We start from the raw sequence: 6,055 nt of genomic DNA, 5'->3' as shown, positions 1-6,055 counted from the left end.
TAAGCCATAATACGATTTATAATCTTTTTTATTGGGATATACATCGTGTTAATAGAACATGCCGGCTTAGCTCAGTTGGTAGAGCATCTGATTTGTAATCAGAGGGTCGAGGGTTCAAGTCCTTTAGCCGGCATCTATAAGCGGAAGTAGTTCAGTGGTAGAACATCACCTTGCCAAGGTGGGGGTCGCGGGTTCGAACCCCGTCTTCCGCTTTAATAAGTTCTAGCCGGGGTGGCGGAACTGGCAGACGCACAGGACTTAAAATCCTGCGGTGAGTGATCACCGTACCGGTTCGATTCCGGTCCTCGGCATCAAAATAGCGCCCATAGCTCAACTGGATAGAGTGTCTGACTACGGATCAGAAGGTTAGGGGTTCGACTCCTCTTGGGCGCGTTAGATTTTAATACGGGAAGTAGCTCAGCTTGGTAGAGCACTTGGTTTGGGACCAAGGGGTCGCAGGTTCGAATCCTGTCTTCCCGATTTTGAGATTTTTCTCAAAAAATTCTTAAAAACTTGTTGACAATAAGATAACAAGTTGATATGATATAAAAGTTGTTACGGCAACGACATTTAGACCTTTGAAAACTGAACAAAGTAAGACAAACCAAATGTGTAGGGCGTTTCTACTATGTAGAAACAAACCATATTTAGTGAATACAATTCGCTAGCAAGTTTTAAACAAATGAGCTTAAACATCGTAAGATGTTATCAACTTTTTATTGAGAGTTTGATCCTGGCTCAGGACGAACGCTGGCGGCGTGCCTAATACATGCAAGTCGAACGCATTTCTTTTCACCGGAGCTTGCTCCACCGAAAAGAAATGAGTGGCGGACGGGTGAGTAACACGTGGGCAACCTGCCCATCAGAGGGGGATAACACTTGGAAACAGGTGCTAATACCGCATAATTGATTTTGCCGCATGGCGAGATCATAAAAGACGCTTTAAGTGTCGCTGATGGATGGGCCCGCGGTGCATTAGTTAGTTGGTGGGGTAACGGCCTACCAAGACCATGATGCATAGCCGACCTGAGAGGGTGATCGGCCACACTGGGACTGAGACACGGCCCAGACTCCTACGGGAGGCAGCAGTAGGGAATCTTCGGCAATGGACGAAAGTCTGACCGAGCAACGCCGCGTGAGTGAAGAAGGTTTTCGGATCGTAAAACTCTGTTGTTAGAGAAGAACAAGTGATAGAGTAACTGTTATCACCTTGACGGTATCTAACCAGAAAGCCACGGCTAACTACGTGCCAGCAGCCGCGGTAATACGTAGGTGGCAAGCGTTGTCCGGATTTATTGGGCGTAAAGCGAGCGCAGGCGGTCTTTTAAGTCTGATGTGAAAGCCCTCGGCTCAACCGAGGAAGGTCATTGGAAACTGGAGGACTTGAGTGCAGAAGAGGAGAGTGGAATTCCATGTGTAGCGGTGAAATGCGTAGATATATGGAGGAACACCAGTGGCGAAGGCGACTCTCTGGTCTGTAACTGACGCTGAGGCTCGAAAGCGTGGGGAGCAAACAGGATTAGATACCCTGGTAGTCCACGCCGTAAACGATGAGTGCTAAGTGTTGGAGGGTTTCCGCCCTTCAGTGCTGCAGTTAACGCATTAAGCACTCCGCCTGGGGAGTACGGCCGCAAGGCTGAAACTCAAAGGAATTGACGGGGGCCCGCACAAGCGGTGGAGCATGTGGTTTAATTCGAAGCAACGCGAAGAACCTTACCAGGTCTTGACATCCTTTGACCACTCTAGAGATAGAGCTTTCCCTTCGGGGACAAAGTGACAGGTGGTGCATGGTTGTCGTCAGCTCGTGTCGTGAGATGTTGGGTTAAGTCCCGCAACGAGCGCAACCCTTATTGTTAGTTGCCATCATTCAGTTGGGCACTCTAGCGAGACTGCCGGTGACAAACCGGAGGAAGGTGGGGATGACGTCAAATCATCATGCCCCTTATGACCTGGGCTACACACGTGCTACAATGGACAGTACAATGAGTTGCGAGACCGCGAGGTTTAGCTAATCTCTTAAAGCTGTTCTCAGTTCGGATTGTAGGCTGCAACTCGCCTACATGAAGCCGGAATCGCTAGTAATCGTGGATCAGCATGCCACGGTGAATACGTTCCCGGGCCTTGTACACACCGCCCGTCACACCACGAGAGTTTGTAACACCCAAAGTCGGTGAGGTAACCTTTTGGAGCCAGCCGCCTAAGGTGGGATAGATGATTGGGGTGAAGTCGTAACAAGGTAGCCGTATCGGAAGGTGCGGCTGGATCACCTCCTTTCTAAGGAAAATTACGGAAAACACATTTTGTCTTTACTTTGTTCAGTTTTGAGAGGTCTACTCTTAAAGTAGTTAGGGGCCTTAGCTCAGCTGGGAGAGCGCCTGCCTTGCACGCAGGAGGTCAGCGGTTCGATCCCGCTAGGCTCCATTGATGAGTAATCATCAAACGAATTGTTCATTGAAAACTGGATAGTTGAAGTTAGACATCAACATAAACCGAGAACACCGCGTTGAACAGTTTCTTTAAAAAGAACTGTGAAATGTATTAATGATTATCTATCGCTAGTTAGTCATTAATTAAAAAAAGCTAACCGTAAGGTTAGAAAAGGTTAAGTGAATAAGGGCGCACGGTGGATGCCTTGGCACTAGAAGCCGATGAAGGACGGGACTAACACCGATATGCTTCGGGGAGCAGTAAGTATGCTATGATCCGGAGATTTCCGAATGGGGGAACCCAATATCTTTTATAGGATATTATCTAATAGTGAATACATAGCTATTAGAAGGTAGACGCAGAGAACTGAAACATCTAAGTACCTGCAGGAAGAGAAAGAAAAATCGATTTCCTTAGTAGCGGCGAGCGAAACGGAAACAGCCCAAACCAACAAGCTTGCTTGTTGGGGTTGTAGGACTCAGCTGTGGTAGCTGTTGTGGATAGTCGAATCGACTTGGAAAGGTCAGCCGTAGCGGGTAAAAGCCCCGTAGACGAAATTGACAACACACCTATGAGTATCCTGAGTACGGCGGAACACGAGAAATTCCGTCGGAATCCGGGAGGACCATCTCCCAAGGCTAAATACTCTCTAGTGACCGATAGTGAACCAGTACCGTGAGGGAAAGGTGAAAAGCACCCCGGAAGGGGAGTGAAATAGAACCTGAAACCGTGTGCCTACAAGAAGTTAGAGCCCGTTAATGGGTGATAGCGTGCCTTTTGCAGAATGAACCGGCGAGTTACGATAGCATGCGAGGTTAAGCTGAAGAAGCGGAGCCGTAGCGAAAGCGAGTCTGAATAGGGCGAATGAGTATGTTGTCGTAGACCCGAAACCATGTGACCTACCCATGTCCAGGTTGAAGGTGTGGTAAAACGCACTGGAGGACCGAACCCACGTACGTTGAAAAGTGCGGGGATGAGGTGTGGGTAGCGGAGAAATTCCAAACGAACTTGGAGATAGCTGGTTCTCTCCGAAATAGCTTTAGGGCTAGCCTCGGATTTGAGAATGATGGAGGTAGAGCACTGTTTGGACTAGGGGCCCGTCTTGGGTTACCGAATTCAGATAAACTCCGAATGCCATTCATTTATATCCGGGAGTCAGACAGTGAGTGATAAGATCCATTGTCGAAAGGGAAACAGCCCAGACCACCAGCTAAGGTCCCAAAATACATGTTAAGTGGAAAAGGATGTGAGGGTGCACAAACAACTAGGATGTTGGCTTAGAAGCAGCCACCATTTAAAGAGTGCGTAATAGCTCACTAGTCGAGTGCCCTTGCGCCGAAAATGTACCGGGGCTAAACATGTTACCGAAGCTGTGGATAGAACCTTTGGTTCTATGGTAGGAGAGCGTTCTAAGGGCGTTGAAGCTGGATCGTAAGGACTGGTGGAGCGCTTAGAAGTGAGAATGCCGGTATGAGTAGCGAAAGACAGGTGAGAATCCTGTCCACCGAATGACTAAGGTTTCCTGGGGAAGGCTCGTCCTCCCAGGGTTAGTCGGGACCTAAGCTGAGGCCGATAGGCGTAGGCGATGGATAACAGGTTGAGATTCCTGTACTCGTTTGTTTTGTTTGAACAATGGAGGGACACAGGAGGCTATGAGATCGTGCGACTGGAAGTGCACGTTCAAGCAACAAGTCTTGATAAGAGTCAAATGCTTTTATCTTTAAGGACAAGTTGTGATGAGTAGGGAAATAAAGTACCGAAGTCTCAATGTCACACTGTCAAGAAAAGCTTCTAGTTAGAAACAAATGACCCGTACCGCAAACCGACACAGGTAGTCGAGGAGAGAATCCTAAGGTGAGCGAGAGAACTCTCGTTAAGGAACTCGGCAAAATGACCCCGTAACTTCGGGAGAAGGGGTGCTGAACGCAAGTTCAGCCGCAGTGAATAGGCCCAAGCGACTGTTTATCAAAAACACAGGTCTCTGCAAAATCGAAAGATGACGTATAGGGGCTGACGCCTGCCCGGTGCTGGAAGGTTAAGAGGATGGGTTAGCAATAGCGAAGCTCAAAATTGAAGCCCCAGTAAACGGCGGCCGTAACTATAACGGTCCTAAGGTAGCGAAATTCCTTGTCGGGTAAGTTCCGACCCGCACGAAAGGCGTAACGATTTGGGCACTGTCTCAACGAGAGACTCGGTGAAATTTTAGTACCTGTGAAGATGCAGGTTACCCGCGACAGGACGGAAAGACCCCATGGAGCTTTACTGTAGTTTGATATTGAATGTTTGTGACACATGTACAGGATAGGTAGGAGCCGTAGAAGTCGGAACGCTAGTTTCGATGGAGGCGCTGGTGGGATACTACCCTTGTGTTATGACCATTCTAACCCGCACCACTAATCGTGGTGGGAGACAGTGTCAGATGGACAGTTTGACTGGGGCGGTCGCCTCCCAAAAGGTAACGGAGGCGCCCAAAGGTTCCCTCAGAATGGTTGGAAATCATTCGTAGAGTGCAAAGGCAGAAGGGAGCTTGACTGCGAGAGCTACAACTCGAGCAGGGACGAAAGTCGGGCTTAGTGATCCGGTGGTTCCGCATGGAAGGGCCATCGCTCAACGGATAAAAGCTACCCTGGGGATAACAGGCTTATCTCCCCCAAGAGTTCACATCGACGGGGAGGTTTGGCACCTCGATGTCGGCTCGTCGCATCCTGGGGCTGTAGTCGGTCCCAAGGGTTGGGCTGTTCGCCCATTAAAGCGGCACGCGAGCTGGGTTCAGAACGTCGTGAGACAGTTCGGTCCCTATCCGTCGCGGGCGTTGGAAATTTGAGAGGAGCTGTCCTTAGTACGAGAGGACCGGGATGGACATACCTCTGGTGTACCAGTTGTTCTGCCAAGGGCATTGCTGGGTAGCTATGTATGGACGGGATAAACGCTGAAAGCATCTAAGCGTGAAGCCCCCCTCAAGATGAGATTTCCCATTCCTTTAAGGAAGTAAGACCCCTGAAAGATGATCAGGTAGATAGGCTAGGAGTGGAAGTACAGTGATGTATGGAGCGGACTAGTACTAATCGGTCGAGGACTTAACCAAAATAAGCGGTGGACAATTATGATGATAGATAACTTTAACATTCAGTTTTGAGTGAGCAATTACTCAATAATATATAAGTGCGGTGACGATGGCAAGAAGGATACACCTGTAACCATGCCGAACACAGAAGTTAAGCTTCTTAGCGCCGAGGGTAGTGAAGGGTTTCCCTTTGTGAGAGTAGGACGTTGCCGTGCTTATATTTTTTAGTGATGGAGGTTTAGCTCAGCTGGGAGAGCACCTGCCTTACAAGCAGGGGGTCAGCGGTTCGATCCCGTTAACCTCCATAAGATTTAGACTCGTTAGCTCAGTTGGTAGAGCATCTGACTTTTAATCAGAGGGTCACTGGTTCGAGCCCAGTACGGGTCATATATGCGGGTGTGGCGGAATTGGCAGACGCACTAGATTTAGGATCTAGCGCCTAACGGCGTGGGGGTTCAAGTCCCTTCACCCGCATTATTATATATGCCGGCTTAGCTCAGTTGGTAGAGCATCTGATTTGTAATCAGAGGGTCGAGGGTTCAAGTCCTTTAGCCGGCATCTATA

The 6,055-nt window shown here is 48.9% G+C and carries 10 tRNA genes and 3 rRNA genes; all 13 read left to right on the top strand.

Annotation, left to right across the window (positions count from 1 at the left end):
- The first annotated feature begins 60 nt into the window (after positions 1-60).
- A tRNA-Thr gene (locus BW731_RS05670) sits at positions 61-133 on the top strand.
- A 7-nt stretch (positions 134-140) separates the two neighbouring features.
- Positions 141-212 (top strand) — tRNA-Gly (locus BW731_RS05665).
- Between the two features lie 13 nt (positions 213-225).
- A tRNA-Leu gene (locus tag BW731_RS05660) sits at positions 226-311 on the top strand.
- 8 nt (positions 312-319) lie between these two features.
- Positions 320-393, top strand: a tRNA-Arg gene (locus tag BW731_RS05655).
- 13 nt (positions 394-406) lie between these two features.
- Positions 407-480 (top strand) — tRNA-Pro (locus BW731_RS05650).
- A gap of 235 nt (positions 481-715) precedes the next feature.
- Positions 716-2,274 (top strand): 16S ribosomal RNA (locus BW731_RS05645).
- Between the two features lie 74 nt (positions 2,275-2,348).
- Positions 2,349-2,421: transfer RNA gene (locus BW731_RS05640), tRNA-Ala, on the top strand.
- Between the two features lie 179 nt (positions 2,422-2,600).
- A 23S ribosomal RNA gene (locus BW731_RS05635) occupies positions 2,601-5,512 on the top strand.
- 78 nt (positions 5,513-5,590) lie between these two features.
- Positions 5,591-5,706 (top strand): 5S ribosomal RNA (rrf, locus tag BW731_RS05630).
- Together the 16S, 23S and 5S rRNA genes with 10 tRNA genes alongside form the textbook arrangement of a ribosomal RNA operon.
- Before the next feature lie 17 nt (positions 5,707-5,723).
- A tRNA-Val gene (locus tag BW731_RS05625) sits at positions 5,724-5,796 on the top strand.
- Between the two features lie 9 nt (positions 5,797-5,805).
- A tRNA-Lys gene (locus tag BW731_RS05620) sits at positions 5,806-5,878 on the top strand.
- 5 nt (positions 5,879-5,883) lie between these two features.
- Positions 5,884-5,965 (top strand) — tRNA-Leu (locus tag BW731_RS05615).
- A gap of 11 nt (positions 5,966-5,976) precedes the next feature.
- Positions 5,977-6,049 (top strand) — tRNA-Thr (locus BW731_RS05610).
- Positions 6,050-6,055 lie beyond the last annotated feature (6 nt).

Origin of the sequence: Vagococcus martis (assembly GCF_002026305.1) — a bacterium.
GTDB lineage: Bacteria > Bacillota > Bacilli > Lactobacillales > Vagococcaceae > Vagococcus > Vagococcus martis.
Note: the sequence above shows the minus strand (reverse complement) of the source record. Positions and strands in the feature narration are given on the sequence as shown.